The organism is Streptomyces sp. NPDC047108 (assembly GCF_040643575.1).
Lineage (GTDB): Bacteria > Actinomycetota > Actinomycetes > Streptomycetales > Streptomycetaceae > Streptomyces.
On the sequence record NZ_JBEYUP010000016.1, the window covers coordinates 1 to 17,092 of the forward strand.

The 17,092-nt window shown below is 70.4% G+C and carries 18 protein-coding genes, 1 tRNA gene and 1 pseudogene; 11 read left to right on the forward strand and 9 right to left on the reverse strand.

Annotated features, from left to right (window positions below):
- The 3 genes and pseudogenes from ABZ822_RS25110 to ABZ822_RS25120 form a co-directional block, all read left to right on the forward strand.
- Positions 1 to 831, forward strand: a pseudogene (locus ABZ822_RS25110) (ubiquinol-cytochrome c reductase cytochrome b subunit); the annotation flags it as partial.
- A gap of 191 nt (positions 832 to 1,022) precedes the next feature.
- Positions 1,023 to 1,982, forward strand: coding sequence for an alpha/beta hydrolase (locus tag ABZ822_RS25115; RefSeq protein ID WP_360858460.1), 960 nt, complete (start codon positions 1,023 to 1,025; stop codon positions 1,980 to 1,982).
- A 207-nt stretch (positions 1,983 to 2,189) separates the two neighbouring features.
- Entirely contained in the window at positions 2,190 to 2,558 is a 369-nt protein-coding gene (locus ABZ822_RS25120) for an MmcQ/YjbR family DNA-binding protein (RefSeq protein ID WP_360858463.1), read from the forward strand.
- A gap of 117 nt (positions 2,559 to 2,675) precedes the next feature.
- Here ABZ822_RS25120 and ABZ822_RS25125 read toward each other — a convergent pair whose 3' ends face one another.
- The 3 genes from ABZ822_RS25125 to ABZ822_RS25135 form a co-directional block, all read right to left on the reverse strand.
- Positions 2,676 to 3,587: a transketolase gene (locus ABZ822_RS25125; RefSeq protein ID WP_360858466.1), complete on the reverse strand. Its 912-nt coding sequence runs from the start codon at positions 3,585 to 3,587 to the stop codon at positions 2,676 to 2,678.
- A gap of 80 nt (positions 3,588 to 3,667) precedes the next feature.
- Positions 3,668 to 4,372 (reverse strand): transketolase, encoded by a 705-nt coding sequence (locus ABZ822_RS25130; RefSeq protein WP_360858469.1) that lies wholly within the window; start codon positions 4,370 to 4,372, stop codon positions 3,668 to 3,670.
- 258 nt (positions 4,373 to 4,630) lie between these two features.
- The gene (locus ABZ822_RS25135) at positions 4,631 to 4,885 is read right to left on the reverse strand and encodes a YiaA/YiaB family inner membrane protein (RefSeq protein ID WP_360858472.1); all 255 of its coding nucleotides are present in this window, start codon (positions 4,883 to 4,885) and stop codon (positions 4,631 to 4,633) included.
- A gap of 169 nt (positions 4,886 to 5,054) precedes the next feature.
- On the opposite strand from ABZ822_RS25135, the gene ABZ822_RS25140 reads away from it, so the two are divergent.
- A tRNA-Pro gene (locus ABZ822_RS25140) sits at positions 5,055 to 5,128 on the forward strand.
- Between the two features lie 206 nt (positions 5,129 to 5,334).
- Here the strand turns inward: ABZ822_RS25140 and ABZ822_RS25145 are convergent.
- Positions 5,335 to 5,535, reverse strand: a complete 201-nt coding sequence (locus ABZ822_RS25145) for a type II toxin-antitoxin system VapB family antitoxin (RefSeq protein WP_360858475.1) — start codon at positions 5,533 to 5,535, stop codon at positions 5,335 to 5,337.
- 272 nt (positions 5,536 to 5,807) lie between these two features.
- Here ABZ822_RS25145 and ABZ822_RS25150 point away from each other — a divergent pair, with 272 nt between their 5' ends.
- From ABZ822_RS25150 to ABZ822_RS25175, 6 genes are all read left to right on the forward strand, one after another.
- Complete coding sequence (locus tag ABZ822_RS25150; RefSeq protein ID WP_360858478.1) at positions 5,808 to 6,308, forward strand: NUDIX domain-containing protein; 501 nt, start codon at positions 5,808 to 5,810, stop codon at positions 6,306 to 6,308.
- Between the two features lie 293 nt (positions 6,309 to 6,601).
- Positions 6,602 to 7,177, forward strand: coding sequence for a dihydrofolate reductase family protein (locus ABZ822_RS25155; protein ID WP_360858481.1), 576 nt, complete (start codon positions 6,602 to 6,604; stop codon positions 7,175 to 7,177).
- A gap of 114 nt (positions 7,178 to 7,291) precedes the next feature.
- On the forward strand, positions 7,292 to 7,660 hold the full coding sequence (locus ABZ822_RS25160; protein WP_360858484.1) for a hypothetical protein: 369 nt from the start codon (positions 7,292 to 7,294) through the stop codon (positions 7,658 to 7,660).
- A gap of 285 nt (positions 7,661 to 7,945) precedes the next feature.
- Positions 7,946 to 9,160 carry a helix-turn-helix transcriptional regulator gene (locus ABZ822_RS25165; protein WP_360858487.1) on the forward strand — a complete coding sequence of 405 codons (1,215 nt, stop codon included), beginning with the start codon at positions 7,946 to 7,948 and terminating at the stop codon, positions 9,158 to 9,160.
- A 124-nt stretch (positions 9,161 to 9,284) separates the two neighbouring features.
- Entirely contained in the window at positions 9,285 to 9,707 is a 423-nt protein-coding gene (locus ABZ822_RS25170; RefSeq protein WP_360858490.1) for an ATP-binding protein, read from the forward strand.
- Positions 9,704 to 9,901 (forward strand): hypothetical protein, encoded by a 198-nt coding sequence (locus ABZ822_RS25175; protein ID WP_360858493.1) that lies wholly within the window; start codon positions 9,704 to 9,706, stop codon positions 9,899 to 9,901. The genes ABZ822_RS25170 and ABZ822_RS25175 overlap by 4 nt, the downstream gene beginning before the upstream one ends.
- A 50-nt stretch (positions 9,902 to 9,951) precedes the next feature.
- On the opposite strand, the gene ABZ822_RS25180 is transcribed toward ABZ822_RS25175, so the two are convergent.
- Entirely contained in the window at positions 9,952 to 10,353 is a 402-nt protein-coding gene (locus ABZ822_RS25180) for a DUF4234 domain-containing protein (RefSeq protein WP_360858496.1), read from the reverse strand.
- 550 nt (positions 10,354 to 10,903) lie between these two features.
- Here ABZ822_RS25180 and ABZ822_RS25185 point away from each other — a divergent pair.
- Positions 10,904 to 12,814 carry an N-acetylmuramoyl-L-alanine amidase gene (locus ABZ822_RS25185; RefSeq protein ID WP_360858499.1) on the forward strand — a complete coding sequence of 637 codons (1,911 nt, stop codon included), beginning with the start codon at positions 10,904 to 10,906 and terminating at the stop codon, positions 12,812 to 12,814.
- A gap of 165 nt (positions 12,815 to 12,979) precedes the next feature.
- Here ABZ822_RS25185 and ABZ822_RS25190 read toward each other — a convergent pair whose 3' ends face one another.
- The 4 genes from ABZ822_RS25190 to ABZ822_RS25205 form a co-directional block, all read right to left on the reverse strand.
- Positions 12,980 to 13,969, reverse strand: a complete 990-nt coding sequence (locus tag ABZ822_RS25190; RefSeq protein WP_360858502.1) for a glycine betaine ABC transporter substrate-binding protein — start codon at positions 13,967 to 13,969, stop codon at positions 12,980 to 12,982.
- Positions 13,969 to 14,820: an ABC transporter permease gene (locus ABZ822_RS25195; RefSeq protein WP_360858505.1), complete on the reverse strand. Its 852-nt coding sequence runs from the start codon at positions 14,818 to 14,820 to the stop codon at positions 13,969 to 13,971. The genes ABZ822_RS25190 and ABZ822_RS25195 overlap by 1 nt, the downstream gene beginning before the upstream one ends.
- Positions 14,817 to 16,070, reverse strand: coding sequence for an ATP-binding cassette domain-containing protein (locus tag ABZ822_RS25200; RefSeq protein ID WP_360858764.1), 1,254 nt, complete (start codon positions 16,068 to 16,070; stop codon positions 14,817 to 14,819). Before ABZ822_RS25200 ends, ABZ822_RS25195 begins: the two co-directional genes overlap by 4 nt.
- Before the next feature lie 124 nt (positions 16,071 to 16,194).
- Positions 16,195 to 16,842 (reverse strand): ABC transporter permease, encoded by a 648-nt coding sequence (locus ABZ822_RS25205; RefSeq protein ID WP_360858508.1) that lies wholly within the window; start codon positions 16,840 to 16,842, stop codon positions 16,195 to 16,197.
- Between the last annotated feature and the right edge of the window lie 250 nt (positions 16,843 to 17,092).

The window sequence follows — 17,092 nt, forward strand, 5'->3', positions numbered from 1 at the left end:
ATCGCGGCGATCGCGAGCATCAACCCGATCTGGGCTCTGGGGCCCTACATTCCGGACCAGGTCTCCACCGGCGCCCAGCCCGACTGGTACATGGGAATGCCGGAAGGGCTCATCAGGGCCATGCCCGGCTGGGAGATCGAGGTGGCCGGGCACACCCTGGCCCTGGGTGTGTTCCTTCCCCTGATGCTGTTTCCGGTCGTGATGCTCGCCCTCGCGGTGTGGCCGTTCATCGAATCGTGGGTCACCGGGGACAAACGCGAGCACCACATCCTGGACCGCCCGCGCAACGCCCCCACCCGTACCGCCTTCGGTGTCGCCTGGCTGACGGCGTACGGCGTTCTGCTGATCGGCGGTGGCAATGACATGCTGGCCACGCATTTCCATCTGTCCATCAATGCGATCACCTGGTTCGTGCGTATCGCCTTCTTCGCGGGGCCCGTTGCGGCGTTCGTCGTCACCAAGCGGATCTGTCTGGGTCTGCAGCGGCGTGACCGGGACAAGGTGCTGCACGGTCGTGAGACCGGCATCGTCAAGCGGCTGCCGCACGGTGAGTTCATCGAGGTGCACGAGCCGCTGTCGCAGCAGCAGCTGCACTCGCTCACGCAGCATGATCAGTACAGGCCGCTCGAGCTCGGCCCCGAGGTCGACGAGGTCGACGAGGTCGGCGTACGGCGGAAGATCAAGCGCACGCAGAAGCTGCGCGCACGCTTGTCCGAGGCCCTCTACGGCCAGGACAGCCGGATCGCCAAGCCGACCGCCGAGGAGTACGCCGCGGCGCACCGGGAGATCACCGGCCACCAGGGCCACAGCGGCGCTCCTGATCACCACTGAACTCCTGGCGGGCGCAGGCCGATCCGTTGAGGTGACGCTCCGTCAACAAGCTGTCTCCCCGTACGGAAAGGGCCTGTTGACGCTGGAACGGCCGGTGCATAGCTTCAGCCCACGAGCGCGCCGGACGGCTCCCGCCCGGAGCGCCCGTAGACCGGGAGAGCCGGCGGATTCCCGACCTGGAGGCGAGCCGTATGACGCAGCGGACCGATGGCGCGACCGGAACGGGCACGGCGTACCGCGCCAGCTACGTGGAAGCACCCGACGGCGTACGCGTCGCCACGTACACCTGGCTCCCCACGGGCGGGGCCAGGCCGCGTGCACTCGTCCAGATCGCCCATGGCGCCGCCGAACACGGGCTGCGCTACGACCGGTTCGCCCGCTTCCTGGCCGGGCACGGCTACGCGGTCGTGGCCTCCGACCACCGCGGCCACGGCGCCACCGCCGCCGCGACCGGCGGCTACGGCGTGGCGGGGAGCGACGGATGGCGCGCGATCGTCGCCGACCTCAGGGCCATCGGGGAGCGGGCCCGCGCGAAGCACTCCGGCGCGCCGCTGATCCTGCTGGGCCACAGCCTCGGCTCGATGCTCGCCCGCGACTGTGCGCAGGAGTACGGCGACCAGCTCGCCGGGCTCATCCTGTCCGGCACCTTCCGTTCCCTGCCGGGTGCCGAGACGGAGACCGCCATCGCCGCGCTGGAGCGTGAGATCGCGGAGCGCGGCAGGGCGGCGCTCTCCTCGTTCATCCCGGACCTGTTCGCCTCCTTCAACGACCCGTACCCGCACCGGACCGGATTCGAGTGGCTGTCGCGGGACGAGCGGGAGGTGGACGCGTACGCCGCGGACGAGCGGTGCGGCTTCGCGTTCAGCGCGGGCCTCGCCCTGGACTGGGTCCGCGCCACCCGCAAGATCAACGACCCGCGCAACCTCGCCCGCATCCCGGCCGGGCTCCCGGTCCACATCGCGGTCGGTACCGAGGACCCGTGCAACCAGCGGATGACGCTGGTGTACGAGCTGCTGGAGGACTTCCGCCACCTCGGCTCCGAGGACCTGACCTGGCGGGGCTACGAGAACGCCCGCCACGAGATCCTCAACGAGACGAACCGCGACGAGGTGCAGCACGACCTGCTGGGGTGGATGGACAAGCACGTCTGAGGCCGGGCCGGGGAGCCGCGGCTTCGGCTCGCGCACGGGTCCGGGTGCAGGGCTTCGCGCGCACCCCGCGCGGTTGTCAGTGGCGGGGGCTACGGTCGGTGGCAGTGGGGGCAGGACGCCAGATCCGTCACCGGGACGGGGACCGGGGACCGGTGCCGCCCCCACTGAGGGGACCACGGAGCCACAGCCGAGAACGGAGACCGGGGGATGGGCACCACTGCCGAGGACGTCCGAAGAATCGCGCTCGCCCTGCCGGAGACGGCGGAGAAACTCGCCTGGGGCATGCCGACCTTCCGGGTCAAGGGAAAGATCTTCGCCTCGCTGGGGGACGACGACGCGTCCATCGGCGTGAAGTGCCCGATCGAGGACCGGGAGGAGCTGATCGCGTCCGAGCCGGAGAAGTTCTTCCTCCGCCCCGGCCACGACGAGAACTTCGCGTGGCTGCGCGTGCGGCTCTCCGCGCTGGACGACACGGACGAACTGGCGGCGATCCTCCTGGACGCGTGGCGGCTGACGGCTCCGCGCAAGCTGGCCGAGGCGTACGCGGCGGAGGGCGAGGAGACGCCGACACCGTAGAGGCCGGGGATGGACTCGGGTCCCCCGCACGGCGCGACGTGCGGGGAACAGCGGCGACGTGCGGGGGAACGCGGGCGGCGTGCTGGGAACAGTGTTTGCCCGTCCGCGGGCGCTTGATCAGGCCGCGGCGACGGCCAGGCCGAGGAAGCCGCTGATGCGTTGGCGCAGGGCGCGCGGGTCGAGGCCCTGGGCCGCCAGGTGTTCCTCGATGGTGCCGTAGCGGCGCAGCTCGCGCCGTGCCGTACCGAGTCCGAGGACGCGGTGCGGGATGTCGGCGAGCGCGTCGCTCGCGGCGGGGGTGGAGGTCCCGGCGAGGTAGGGCTCGACGAGCACGACGTCGGCGCGCCCGCCCAGGGCCGCGCGGAGGGAGGAGGCGTCGAAGGGCCGCACGGTGGGCGCGTACAGCACGCTCACGTCCAGGCCCTCCACGGCCGCCAGGACGTTGTCGAGCATGGGCCCGACGGCGACGACCGCTCCTTCACGCCCGTGCCGCAGGGTCACGAAGCCGTCCCCGGTGACGGGCCGCGGCGCGGAGTTCTGCTGCACGGACAGCCGCACGTACACCTTGTCGTCGCCGGCGGCCACGGCATGGCGCAGAAGGCGCTCGGCCTCGTCGGGGTGGCCGGGCACGTGCACGGTCCAGCCGTCGAGCGTGTCGAGGAGGGCAACGTCGCCGGGCGCCATGTGGGAGTAGCCGCCCGCGGGCCAGTCGTACGAGCCTCCGGCGCTCACCAGCACCCCGCCCGCGTCCTGATGCCCGAAGTCCAGCTTGACCTGCTCGAACGGCCGCTCCACGAGGAAGCTCGCGAAGGTGTGCGCGACGGGCCGCAGCCCGGTCATCGCGAGCCCGGCGGCGGTGCCGATGAGGAGCTGCTCCCGGATGCCGACGTTGATCACGCGGTCGGGGTGCCGGCGCCCGGCCTCGACGAAGCCGTCCCTGCCGATCTCTGCGAGGACGACCGCGACGCGCGGGTCCTCGTCGAGGAGGCGGGTGAGGGTGGCGGCGAACCGCTCGCGCATGGTGTCCATGGGGGCCTCTTTCTTTCGTACGGGGGTGGGGGCTGTGCCGGCAGCACCGGCGTACCGGCGCACGCGGCGGCGTCGGACGCTCAGGCGCCCTTGGGTTCGACGCGGGCGACGACGGCGTGCGGACGTCCGGGGTGGGGCGCGGTGAACGCCTGGTACAGCGCGTCGTGGTCGCGCCCGTCGACGGTGATCGCCGACCACCCGGCGGTCGCGAAGCGCGAGGCGATGCCGCCGGGCCAGCCATGGGTGGCGGAGGAGTTGTCGATCACGAGGGTGTGGAGCCGGTCGAGCCCGGCGGACGGCGCGAAGGCGATGGCCTCGTGGTTGCTGCCCTCGTCCAGCTCGGCGTCCCCGATCAGCACCCAGACGGCGGGGCCGGTCAGCCCCTGCGCCCGCAGTCCGAGCGCCGTCCCGACGGCGAGGGGAAGGCCGTGCCCCAGGGAGCCGCTGCCGATCTCGACGCCGGGGACGAGCGTTCCGTCCGGATGGTGGCCGAGCGGCGAGTCGTACGCCCCGAACCCCGGCAGCAGCGACTCGGGAAGGAAGCCTTTGGCGGTGATGACGGCGTAGTAGGCCATCGGTCCGTGCCCCTTGGAGAGCAGGAACCGATCGCGCTCGGGGGCGTCGACGGTGCCGGGGGAGACCTGGAGCACGCGGTCGTACAGCACCCAGAGCGCGTCGAGGGTCGAGGTCGCCGTGGGCCCGTGTTTCTCGTCGCCGGTCATCAGCGCCATCAGGCGGGTCAGGTCGGCGTAGGGGTGGGCGGGAGGCTGCGCTGTGGTGGTCATGAGGCGAGCGTGCAACCTCAAGTTAGCTTGAGGTCAAACGTGGGCTTCGCGGGACCACGGTGCGTAGCCGTGCAGCGCCGGACCGGCGTCGCACCGGGTGCCGGCCGGCGGTATGTCGTGGCAGGGCACGTCCGCCGGCCAAGCGCCTCCCCGGGCCGGGATCCGGTCGCCGCCGCCCCGACCCCGGCCCGTGCCCCGCGGGGTGCCGGCCCCGGCCCGTACCCCGTGAGGTAACGCCCCGACCCGTGCCCTGCGGGGTCAGCCTCCCCAGCCGGCGGCCTTGTCGCCGTGGCCCGTGGTCCCCTCTTCCTCCTGCCGGTCCCGGATGCACTTGGCGAGCGTGAAGCTCGACGTCACGACGAAGATCAGGCCCAGGGCCAGGAACCCCCGCTCCCAAGCCCCCACGGACAGCTTCGCGATGCCGTACGCCACGGCCGCGAGCGAGATGCCGAAGGAGATCGCGGCCTGGGCGAAGAATGCGGTGGTGTTCTGCTGATGTCTCGATGCGCTCATGGCCGTAGCCTCTCCACCGGGCGGGACGACCGCATGAGTCGCCGTACTCACCCGTCGTGGGATCTCGTACGTACCCCCGCCCGGGGAATGGGGTGGCCGACCACCCCGTGAGGTGCGGTATTGTTCTCGTGCGCGGTCGGCAGGGGGAAACCCCGAGCCGCACGGGCACCGGGACGTGGCGCAGCTTGGTAGCGCACTTGACTGGGGGTCAAGGGGTCGCAGGTTCAAATCCTGTCGTCCCGACGGTGCACAGAGCCCGTCGAGTTGGAGCGAAGCTCCAGGTCGACGGGCTTCTTCGTGTGCGCGTGCGTGTGTGCATGCGCTGTGACGGGCCGCCGCGAGGTGGGCGCCGAGAGCCGCACCGGTCAGGTCGAGGGACCGCCGGTCCGGGGGCAGGTCGCGCTGTGAAGGGCAGCCGGGTGGTCTGGGGCGGGGCGGGCTGGTGACGCTCAGCCCTGCGGGTCCTGAGGCTTGACCTCGACCTCGCGCAGCGTCTGGTCCTTGCGCCCGGTGCGCGCCTCGGTGTGATGGCCGCGGGCGATGTAGTCGCGTACGACCAGTTCGACGGCGTCCTGGGGTGAACCGACGCCGGCCAGGACCATCACTTCCACCACGAGCTCGGCATCGAGACTGATGTTGACCTTGGCCACAGTCGCCCCCTCCGTCGCGCACCGCTGTCGCGAAGCCATCTGTCTTGGGAGACTACCGAGACGGCTCGAGCCAAGGGGCTTGATCTGCCTTTCGCCGCTTGCAGGTCACGTGCTCATGGCGGTCTCCGGACCGTCCCCGTAGCGGCACCGCCTACCCGTAATCCATGACGGATCGTCAGGGGCCCGAGGCGAAGGGGTGCTCGATGCCTTCGGCCCGACCGACCCGAGTTCACTTGATCGACAGTGCCATCCGCCCCTGGCAGGCTGCTGGGATGCGGATCCCCAGGCAGGCAGCCAGAGTCGCGGTCCTGGACCCGGCCGGTTCGGTCTTCTTGTTCCGGTACGACAACGAGGAAGTCGGCGTCCACTGGGCGATGCCCGGCGGCGGGCTGGAGCCCGGCGAGTCGCCGCTGCAGGCGGCCGAGCGCGAACTGCGCGAGGAGACCGGGTGGACCGATGTCCATGTCGGCGGCGCCCTGCTGTGCTTCTGGGAACATGACTTCACCCGGGCAGGAGTGCCCGTCCGGCAGCACGAGCACATCTTCCTCGCGCAGGGCCCCCGCCGGGATCCGCTGGGCGACCTCGCGGCGTCGCATGCCGCGGACGGGATCCTGCGGTGGCGGTGGTGGTCGCCGGGTGACCTGTCCGGTGGTTCCGAGCCGCTGTGGCCTCCGCAGCTGCCCGAACTGCTCGCCGACGTGCGGTCGGCCGGTGCGCCGACCGTGCCCATCGACCTCGGTTTCGTCCCGAACGAGACCGTCGGTGGCAGCTGACCGGTGACGTATCCGCGGGTCGCGCCCGTCGGATGACTGCCATGAGCCTCGTGCCGTCGGCGGTCGGTGCCAACGGCTTCCCGTACGGCGAGCAGCCCGCACGCCCGCCCCGCCCGGTCACTCGGAAGTGGAGCTGGGCCGCGTCGTGACAACGGCGGAAGCTCCAGGACCTGGATCGTGAGGGCCTGATGAGGAGAAGCGCCTGCACAACGCTGTGGCCGGTCCGATGGCGATGAGTTTCGCAGCGGTTCCCCGTCTGTACCCACAGATCGACCGCACCTGAGGAGAGCGACATGACCGCCACCTACACCTTCGACGTCTTTTCCAGCCTCGACGGCTACGGCGCCGCCAGCGCCAACTGGACCGGCTACTGGGGCAAGCAGGGCCCCGAGTTGCTCGAACACCGCCTGGCTCTGTACGGCCCGGAGCAGCGGATGGTCTTCGGGGCCACCACGTATCGGGCCTTCGCGCAGATGCTGGCTTCGAGCACGGAGGAGTCCGACGTGCGTGACCCGTGGGTCACGCGGATGAGGAGCCTGCCGACAACGGTGGTGTCGACGACGCTGGAGGAACCCCTCGACTGGCCGGACGCGACCGTCGTGAGCGGTGACGCGGTCGACGTCGTCGCCCGCCTCAAGGAGGAGTCCGATGTGCCGTTGCGCTCGCACGGCAGCCTGTCGATGAACCGGGCGCTGATGGCCGCCGGTCTGGTCGACCGCGTGCAGGTGACGGTCTTCCCTGCCATCACCGGTCGGACCGGGCTGGACCCGATCTTCCGGGGTGCGGTCGATTTCGACCTGGAGTTGCTCGAGAGCCGGACGCTCGACGGCCACATCCAAGAGCTCATCTACCGACCCACCCTCCATTGACCTGTACGGGTTCGCGGGTTCGAAGAGGATCCGTCGTGCCCGCATCAGCGTGACCGATCGATCGACCCTCTCACCGGTGCGCGGACTCGCGAGTTCCAGGGGCAGGATGGCGCCATGACCAAGTCGTCTCCGCTGTCGAAGCGTCATGGCCCCTCGGGCTCGGTGTTGTCCCTGTGGTCGCAGGACTCGGTGCTGTCGATCGGCTCGGTGGGGTCGGTCCTGTCCATCGGGTCCGTCGGCTCGGCCCTGTCCGTCGGCTCGGTCGGGAGCACCCTGTCGGCGGGCTCGATCGGTTCCGCGCTGTCGCTGATCTCGGCCGGATCATGGCTGAGCACGGGATCGCTGCTGTCCGCCCAGTCGCGGTGGTCGGTGCTGTCCTGGCGTTCCTCGCGCGGCTTCCTGTCCGCCGGAGCGCTGGCGGCGGTGGCGGGAGCCGGTCTGCTGTTGGCTGGGACGATGCAGAAGGGCACGCCGAGACAGTGACTCCGCGTCAGAGCCTGTTCTCTGCCGGTCAGACCTGCGACTGCCAAGCTCAGGCGACCGGTGAAATCCCTCTGCTCGCCAAGTGGTCGAGTGTGGCAGGCGTTTAGCCGGATGACTGGTTGGTCCTCACGAAGACTCCGTCCTCCGTGGCACCGCCAGAGACGATCACCATCCGATGACGCTGCCCTTCGCACTCACCGGCAGCCGTAGCGAGCACCGTCGCGGTGGGCGATTCCATCAGCTGCTCCCCGCTGCCTACGGAGCGTGGCAGCGTACGGTGGCAGCGTGGCAAACGAAGACCTGGGGCGGGCCCTGCGCCGCCTGCGCCGTCTGGCCGCCCTGACCCAGGAAGAGCTGGCCGAGCGCTCCGGTGTGTCCGTCGATGTGATCCGTCAGCTCGAACAAGGCCGGAAACACTCGGCACGCCTCCCCACGCTGCACGCGTTGGCGAACGGGCTCGGCGTGGAGCTGACCACGCTGCTCGGTGATCCTCCCGCGGTCTCCTCGACCGGCGAGAACGACGGGCCCCGCTTCGTGGCCGTGCGCCGTGCCATCATGCCCCCGCTCTGGGGGCCGGAGCCCACGCCGCCCGGGCCCGGCTTCTCGCTGGACCGGCTGCGCGAGCAGATCGCGGACGGCTGGACGCAGTACCACGCCGCCGAGTTCGACACGGTGATGAAGGCGCTGCCGGATCTGATCGCGGATGCACGTACCGCGACGGCCTCGGTCGTCGACGACGACCGCAGGGCCGGTTTCGCGGCCCTGGGCAAGGCACTTCAGCTCGCCGGGCACGTCGCCGTGCGGATGGGCAAGACGGACCTCGCCCTGACGAGCCTGGAGCGTGCGATAGAGGCTGCGGGCCAGTCCTCCGATCCCCTGCTCGTGCCGATGATCGTCAACTCCATGGCATGGACGTACCAACGGCAGGGACGGCTGGAGGACGCGTTGAGCATCGCCCTTCGTGTCGCCGACGACATGGCGCCCTCGGGCCGTACCGAGACCGCCGACGCTCTGAAGGTGTGGGGCGCGCTGACCATGAGCGCCGCGACGTCGGCCGCGCGGAGCGGTGACTACGAGCGTGCGGCGACGATGATGGAGACGGCGGAGAAGGAAGCCGCCCGAGTCTCCAAGCTGCCCGACGGGGGCGACAACCGCATGGTCAGCGTCTTCAGTCCGTCGTCCGTGCGCATCGAACGCGTCCGTCTCGCCGTCCAGTACGGGCACCCGCAGGACGCTTTGGCGCTGGCCAAGGGGATGCGGCTGAGCAAGGACACCCCACCGTCCTGGAGGACGTGGCTGCTGCTCGATGTGGCCCGCGCCCACACGGACATCGGCGACGCCGCCGGAGCCGTGAAGACGCTGGAGTCCCTGCGCCGCGTGGCGCCCACCTGGATGCAGCACCACACCTTGGCCGTGGCCATCGTGCGCGACCTGTGGGCGCTCCCCAACCATCCGCCGGGGCTGAGCGCGCTGGCCGAGTTCCTGGGGGTCGGCGCATAGCGTCGTGAAAGTGGGATGTTGCGTCCCTGGAGACGTGTCCGGCGGGTCGCTTTCATGATCGGACAACACCTCGGAGACCGTGCCAACGGCTCCGTGCCAGGCCGATGCGAGAGAGCAGACCGACATGCCGCACCCTTCGACGCGGGCACGACCCACCGGTTGCCCCGGGTACAGCGAGACCCTGCCCTGTGAACCCGAGAGCGCGGCGACCGCCCGGAGATTGGTTCGCGCCGCACTCCTGGCCTGGGGTTTGGACGGGTACGTGGAGGACGCCGTGGTGGTCGTCTCCGAGTTGGTGGGCAACGCCGTACGGCACTCAGGGAGCCGTTCCCTCCGCGTCACCGTCACCCGGCCCGGGGCGGCGCGCGTGCGTATCGGCGTCGTGGACAAGTCGACGATGCCGCCTCGGCCGGGCATGCCGGAAGACGAGGACGAGAGCGGGCGTGGCCTGGTGCTCGTTGAGGACCTGGCGGCGGTGTGGGGCAGCGACCCCTTGCCCTGGGGCAAGCGGGTGTGGGCGGAGCTGCGCGGGGAGGGACGCGGATGACCGGCCGGAGAACGCCATGGGTGGGGGATCTGATCCACGACAGGGACGCCGGGCGGCGCGGCATCGTCACGGACGTCCGCGGCGGTGCCCTGTGGGTGCTGCGCCCTGAATCGGGGCCGGGGCGGTGGACGTCGCCGCAGCCCGACCACCTGGTCCTGGTGACACCGCGCGCCCGTATGCGGGACCGGCTGTAGGGGCAGGGAGAACCGCGGCCGGACGAGTGCCTCCGAGGCCCTGTCTCCCCTCAGGCCGCCAGTGCCACCTGCTCGCCCTCCGCCGGGTTCTGGTAGTGCTCCCAGATCCGGTTCAGCTCGTACTGGTAGTACAGCGGGTGCAGACCGGCGACGATCATGAGGATGAGGCCGATCCAGGGGTTGCAGGAGGACTCCATCCCCGCCGCGCGCTGCATCCGGGCAATGCGTTGGCCCGTGTTGTAGACCGAGATGAACGGCGGAATGATCAGGAACCAGCCGAGGGTGATGGCAATGACCGACACCGCCGGTTCCACTTCGATCCGTTGGTCGAAGTCCCGGGCTTCGCGATTGACCTTGTAGTACCAGACCAGGTGATAGATGCCCAGGGTGATCAATGGCCAGATGAGCCACACCAGAAAGATGTTGCGGTACTTGCCGACGCGACCGAACACGACGCACCTCCCACATCCATTGGCATTTCCAGTGCATCACGGGCGGGCGGAACCCGCGCGCCGTGCGAACCGGCGCCGGTCGGGGCCGTTCTGAGGGCTGTTTTTAGGAGGAATACCTCACCGGTCGGTGGCTCATGGTGACCGATCGGACACCCCATGTGCTCCCCGGCGGGGAATGCGTCCGGTCGCGCAGCACCGCTCGTAGCACTCGCGAACCGCTCGTAGCACTCGCGAACCGCTCGTGGCCCGCGCGCCCTCTCCCCTCTCACCCGTGGGAGTGAGGTTTTCCCTGAGAAATCTCCGAGACCGATGCGCCGGACCACGGACACCGTTCACGGTGCACGAGTCTCACGGTGGGCGTCGGCACAGGGGCAGTACGCAGGACGCATTCTGCCCCTGGAACGCCGCCCCCTGGAGCACGCAGACGACAATCCCGCGCGCATGTTCGGCGCAAGTGCCGACCTCTACGGTGGTCGGCTTACGCGCCGCGGAATCCCCCCATGCCCCAGAAAGGCCACCCACCGTGAAGATTCGCCGATTGCCTCCCGCCATGATGCTGGGCGCACTGATGCTGTCCGCCCTGGGAGTGGCCGGCGCGGCAGCCACCGTCCCTTCCTCCCGGACGGATGCACCGGCTTCGCCCGACCTGCAGCGGGCCTTCGCCGATGCGGCCAAGGAGTTCCAGGTGCCGCTGCCCGTACTGATGGCCGTCTCCTATCAGGAGTCGCGGTGGGAAGCCCACAAGGGCGAATACAACACCGAGGGCGGCTACGGCCCGATGAACCTCACCCACGTCACCCCGTCGATGATTGCGAAGGGAAGTGCCGGAGCGGCCGGGCGGGACGATCTGACCGACAGTGCCGCCAATCCCGCACTGCACACCCTGACCACGGCGGCCGGACTGACCGGCACGCCCGCCGCGCAGTTGCGTGACGACGCACGGCACAACATCCGGGGCGGCGCGGCGCTGCTCGCCTCGTACCAGAAGAAGGTGACGGGCAGTACGCCGCCGGATCCGGCTGACTGGTACGGGGCGGTGGCCAAGTACAGCCAGTACGCGGACCCGTCGGCCGCGAGGAAATACGCCGACCGCGTGTTCTCCACCCTCACCGACGGCGTCCGTCGTCTCACGACATCCGGGCAGCAGCTCAAGCTCACCGCGCAGACCGCGGTGAAGCCGGACACCGCCCAGCTCGCAGAACTCGGACTCAAGAAGGCCGCCGCGGCGGAGACCGAATGCCCGCCCGATGTGACGTGCACCTTCGAGCCGGTCGACAGCAGGGCCGCCAACCACCAGGTCGCGAATGGCGCCGACGGCAGGGGCGGAGTGCGCTACATCGTCATCCATGACCTCGAAGGCTCGTACGAGGGCGGGATCGACGAATTCAAGAAGCCGGAGGCGACGACCGCGGCGCATTACGTGCTGCAGTCCTCGACCGGCGATGTGACCCAGATGGTGCCGACGAAGAACGTCGCCTTCCACGCCGGGAACTACTGGTTCAACATGCATTCCGTCGGCGTCGAGCACGAAGGGTTCGCCGCCGAAGGGGCCGAGTGGTACACGGAGAAGCAGTACCGGGCCACGGCCGAGCTGGTGAAGCACCTCGCGGAGAAGTACGACATTCCGCTGGACCGCCGGAGCATCATCGGCCACGACAACGTGCCCGGCCCGGCGAGCAAGTCCGTGAAGGCCATGCACTGGGACCCCGGACCGTACTGGGACTGGAATCGCTTCATGCGGATGGTCGGTGCGCCCGAGGACCCGCAGGGCGAAAGCGGGACACCAGCCGTCGGCTCGGCGGTCACCATCTCGCCGGAGTTCGAGACGAACGAGCAGACCGTCCAGGTCTGCAATACGCCCTCGGGTGACCCCAAGCCCTGTACCACTCAGACCGGGCCGTCCAATTTCCTCTTCGTGCGCACGGCTCCGGAATCCGATGCCCCGCTCTTCGGTGATCCCGCTCTGAACGACGGCGACTCCGGGACGAACCGGATCGACGACTGGGGCAGCACCGTGGTGACGGGCCAGCAGTTCGTCGTCGCCGATGTCAGCGGGGACTGGACGGCGATCTGGTTCAGCGGCTCCAAGGTCTGGTTCCACAATCCTGACGGTGTGAACACCCGGCCGGCGCAGGGCGTTTCCATCGTCTCCGCGAAGGACGGCGACGACCCGGCCCCGGTGTACGGAATGGCGTTCCCGCAGCCGTCCGAGTACCCCGACGGTCTGTCGCCGAGCACCTTCGAGCCGCTGAGCATGTACACGGTGCCGACCGGTCAGGCCTACGTGGCCGACGACGCCCCGGATTCCGCGGACGACTTCTTCAAGGTCACGCCGCAGCGGCCCGAGAGCAAGGTCGTGAAGGGCAGCAAGAGCTACTACACCGTCCAGTACAACCACCGGGTCGTCCTGCTGGACTCCGCCGACGTCGAGGTCGTCCGGTCCGGCGGACGGGACGACTAGGACGCCCACCGACCGAGACCCGGCACCCCCACAGGATCACCCACCCCACGGGGTCCACCCCACGGGACCACCCCACGGGACCCGGGTCCTCGGGAACAGTGACGCGAACGGCCGGGCCCGCACGTCCCCGCGGGCCCGGCCGCCGTCGCACACACGGCCCGTCCCTCAGCCCTCCCGGATGAAGCCCTCCCGCACGAGCCAGTCCTTGGCCACCTCGTGCGGGTCCTCGCCCCCGACGTCCACCCGTGCGTTCAGCCGCTGGGCCTCCGCCGCCGTCAGCCGCTTCGTGATCGGGGCGAGAAGCCCGGCGATGGCGGGATACTTCTTCATCGTGGCGCTGTTCATCTCCGGCGCCGCGTTGTAGTTCGGGAAGAAGTGCCGGTCGTCGTCCAGCACCTTCAGCTTCAGCTCCGGAATACGGCCGTCGGTCGTGGCGGCCACCCCGAGCGTGCAGGCGGCGCCCTTGGCGACCTGGGTGTAGACGACGCCGTCGTCCATCTTCTTGAAGTTCCCCGGCCGCAGACGGAAGCCGTACGTCTTCGCCACACCCGGCAGGCCGTCGTCGCGCACCGCGAACTCGCTCCCGCCGCAGATCGTGGCCGCGCCCGGGTCCTTCTTCGACAGCCGCGCCACGTCGGACAGCGTGCGCAGGCCGTACTTCTTCGCGTTGGCCTGATTCGCGACCAGCGCGTACGTGTTGTCGAGCGGGGCCGCGGGCAGCCAGGTGATGCCGTTGCGGCGGTCGTCGTCGCGTACGGCCTCCCACTGCTCGTACGGATCGATGACCGGCTTGGTGTTCCCGAGATAGGTGATCCACGCAGTGCCCGTGTACTCGTACATCCCGTCCGCCGCACCGGACTTGACCGCCTCGCGGGCGCCGATGGAGCCCTGGATGCTCGTCCGGTCCAGCACTTCCGCGCCGGCCGCCTTGAAGACCAGCCCCATGATCTTGCCGAGGATGATCTGCTCGGTGAACTCCTTGGAGGTGACGGTCAGTTGGGCGCCCTTCAGCGGCTGCCCCTTCCCGATCGAGCCGGGCCGCACCGAGTCGGCCAGCGGGCTGCCGCTCGTCAGCCCGCAGCCGCTCAGCCCCGTGGCGGCGAGCAGCAGGAGGCTCGCGCCCGCGGCTGCCGTCCGTACGCGTGACAGGCCCATCAGTCCCCCTCCAGGCCGCGCGGACGCAGGCGCATCTCGACGAGCATCCCCAGCCAGTCCACGATCAGCGCCATCGAGACGGTCAGGACGGAGCCGAGCACCAGCACCGGCATGCGCTGATTGGTGATGCCCGAGGAGATCAGGTCGCCCAGCCCTCCGCCGCCGCCGAACGTGGCCAGGGTCGCGGTGCCGACGTTCAGCACCAGCGCGGTCCTGACGCCCGCAAGGATCAGCGGTACGGCCAGCGGCAGTTCGACCCGGGACAGCACGCGGAGCGGTGACATCCCGATGCCGCGCGCCGCTTCCACGAGCGTCGGGTCGATCGCCCGGATCCCGGCCACGGTGTTGCTGAGCACCGGCAGGACGGCGAACGCCACGATGCCGACGAGCGCCGCCCGCCGGCCGATGCCGAGCCAGATCACCAGCAGCGCCAGCAGGCCGAGCGCCGGTGTCGCCTGGCCGATGTTGGCGGCCGCGATGATCGGCGGGGCGGCCCGGCGCAGGCTGCGGCGCGTCAGCGCCACGCCCAGCGGGATCGCGATGATGAGAACGAAAAAGGTGGAGATCGCGACGAGTTCGGTCTGCTGGACGAGTGCCGTGCGCACGGCGTCGCCGGCGAGGGCGTTCCTGGCGATCGAGTCCAGCTCGGTGGACTTGAGGTACAGCGCCGTGACGCCGAGGACGGACGCGACGAACACCGGGATCGTCACCAGCTTCTGCCAGGTGATCCGGGGCGGGAGCCGGTCGGGTGCGGCCGTCCGGGCTCCTGGTGCGCCCGGGTCAGGAGCGGGGTGACCGGCCTCGGAGGCGGTTCCGTCACCGGCCCCGGCCTGGACCTCGGTCCGGCTCACGACGGCTCACCTCGGGCCGCGGACCGCTCCTCCGGGACCGCCGGCCGGTCCTCCGGGGCAGGGTCTCCCGTCGACCCCTCCGCCGCCCCGTCCGCCGCCCCGTCCGGTGTCGCGTTCACCGCGTTCAGCAGTGTCGCCATGTCGACAGCGCCGAGATACGTGCCGTCCTCCCGGGTGACCGCGACCGGGCGCGCACCGTCGGCCAGCAGTGCCTCCAGTGCGTCCCGCAGCGTCCCGCCCACCCCGATCCGGCCGCGCACCGGCACGCCCGCCGTCAACGGCAGCGGGTCCGTCACGGGTTGCGCGCTCCGGGCGCGGGTCAGGTCCTCGCGCCGCAGCCACGCGTGCGGGCGCCGGTCCCGGTCGAGCAGGAGCACATGCTCGGGGGAGGTCGGGGACGAAGGCGAGGCCGGGCCCGCCTCCAGGAGTGCCAGTAGGGTCTCCAGCGGGTCGCCGACGCCGGCGGTGGGGACGCGGGCGAGTTCCACCTCCCGTACGAGCTTGAGGTTCAGCCGCTTCACTCCCGCGCCCGCGCCCACGAACCCGGCGACGAAGTCGTCCGCCGGACGGGCCAGGATCGCCTCCGGGGTGTCGAACTGCGCGATCTGCGACCGGTCGCGCAGTACCGCGATCCGGTCGCCGACCTTGACGGCCTCGTCGAAGTCGTGGGTGACGAAGACGATGGTCTTCCGCAACTCCCTCTGGAGACGGATGAGTTGGTCCTGGAGGCGCTCACGGGTGATCGGGTCGACGGCCCCGAACGGCTCGTCCATCAGGAGGACGGGAGGGTCGGCCGCCAGGGCCCGCGCCACCCCGACGCGCTGCTGCTGGCCGCCGGAGAGCCGACGCGGATAGCGGCCGCGGAACTCCCCGGGGTCCAGCCCGACCAGATGGAGCATCTCCTCGACCCGGTCGCGCACCTTCGCCCGGGGCCAGCCCGCCATCTTCGGTACGAGGGCGATGTTCTCGGCGACGGTCATGTGCGGGAAGAGCCCCGCGGCCTGGATGGCGTAGCCGATGGTGCGGCGGAGCCCCACGGGATCGATGCCGGTGACGTCCTCGCCGCCGATCGTGATGCGCCCCGACGTCGGCTCGATGAGCCGGTTGATCATCTTGAGGGTGGTGCTCTTGCCGCAGCCCGAGGGCCCCACGAGGATCACGGTCTCGCCGGCCGCGATGTCCAGGGTGACGTCCTCGACGGCCGGAGCGGGGCTGTCCGGATAGCGCTTGGTGAGGGCGTCGAGCCGGATGCTCGCCCCGGCTCCGGTCCCGGTCCCGGTCCCGGTCCCGGGTCCGGAGCCGTTCGGCCGTGCGGGGCCGGAGGGCTCGGCCGCTCCCAGCGGCGCGGCGGTGGGTTCGGCGGTTTCGGCAGATTCAGCCACGGATCCCCCGTGAGATGGTGAGCCGTCCGAGCAGCACGTACGCGGCGTCGAACAGCAGGGCCAGGACGACGATTCCGAGCGTCCCCGACAGCACGTCGTTGAGCGCGTTGGCACTGCCCAGGCTGGAGATCCCGCGGAAGATCTGGTTGCCGAGCCCGGGCCCCGAGGCGAAGGCGGCGATCGCCGCGATGCCCATCAGCATCTGGGTCGAGATACGGATGCCGGTGAGGATCGGCGGCCAGGCGAGCGGCAGTTCGACCCGGATCAGCCGGGCGACCCGCGACATCCCCATGCCCTTCGCGGCCTCGACGAGCGCCGGATCGACCCCGCGCAGCCCGACGACCGCGTTGCGGACCACGGGCAGCAGCCCGTACAGCGTCAGCGCGACGACGGTCGGGGCGACGCCGAGACCGACGAGCGGGACGAGCAGGCCGATGAGGGCAAGGGAGGGGACGGTGAGGATGGTCGCGGTCGTGGTGATCGCGAGGTTGCCCGCCCACTCGGTGCGGTAGGTGAGGACGCCGACGAGGACCCCGATGAGGGTCGCGACGACCATGCACTGGAAGACGGCGCTGGCGTGCTGATAGGCGTCCACGAGCAACTGCTGGTAGCGGGTGCCCAGGTACTCCCAGAAGCTCACGTCTCGGCGCCTCCTTCACGCGGCGGTCCTCCCGTCGAGGTCCGCACGATGCCGTCGAATCCCGCCGGCCGGTGTCGAACACGCGCGCTGCATGTCCGGATCGAGCGTGCCACCGAAGGCACAGCCTGTCACCAGGGCCGACGGGTTGAAGGGCTCCGGCGCGTCGGCGCGCGTCCAAGTACGCCCGTATGTCCGCATCTTGACGCTCCCTCACCTCACACTGGTCGAAACGGGCCATCCGATGGTGTGT